This window comes from Sulfoacidibacillus ferrooxidans (genome assembly GCF_022606465.1).
Taxonomy (GTDB): Bacteria; Bacillota; Bacilli; order Alicyclobacillales; family SLC66; genus Sulfoacidibacillus; species Sulfoacidibacillus ferrooxidans.
The window spans coordinates 1-415 of sequence record NZ_JALBUF010000098.1; the positions used below are offsets into that span (position 1 = coordinate 1).

Consider the following 415-nt stretch of genomic DNA (forward strand, 5'->3'; position numbering starts at 1 on the left):
AGTTTACAGAAGTCATCTATGAAGATGAAGGATGAGTAGTATGGGGTTCTATGTTCAAAGTGGATTGCAAAATAGACGTGCAGATTTTCGCAAGAAGTTTCTCTATAGACGCTTGGTCATAGACGCATCCTTTTACAAAAAAGGGGCGAGGTGTTTGTCTTTTTTCTTGCACCTATTACGGCATAGCATACACACACAGGATACAGACTCAGCTGGTTTCTTATGCGCTATTTATGCAAAAATAATGTATAAATAGCGCATAAGAAAAGGAGGGTCTTCTTGCACATTCGCCGCTGGGTAAGTCGGAGGCCTTGCGGCCTCCTTCTCCCCTAAGAACTGCACGTAACAGTTTCCCGTTATGCAGCTCAAGCCATCCTGCAGTTTTGACGTTGTCGTTGTCCCTTTGACTGTTTCC

At 43.9% G+C, this 415-nt stretch carries 1 protein-coding gene; it reads right to left on the reverse strand.

Translation table 11 applies throughout. The features are described from left to right. Positions 1 to 231: 231 nt before the first annotated feature. Positions 232 to 415: hypothetical protein (locus tag MM817_RS16545; RefSeq protein ID WP_241717163.1), on the reverse strand; the 184-nt coding region annotated here is incomplete at its 5' end.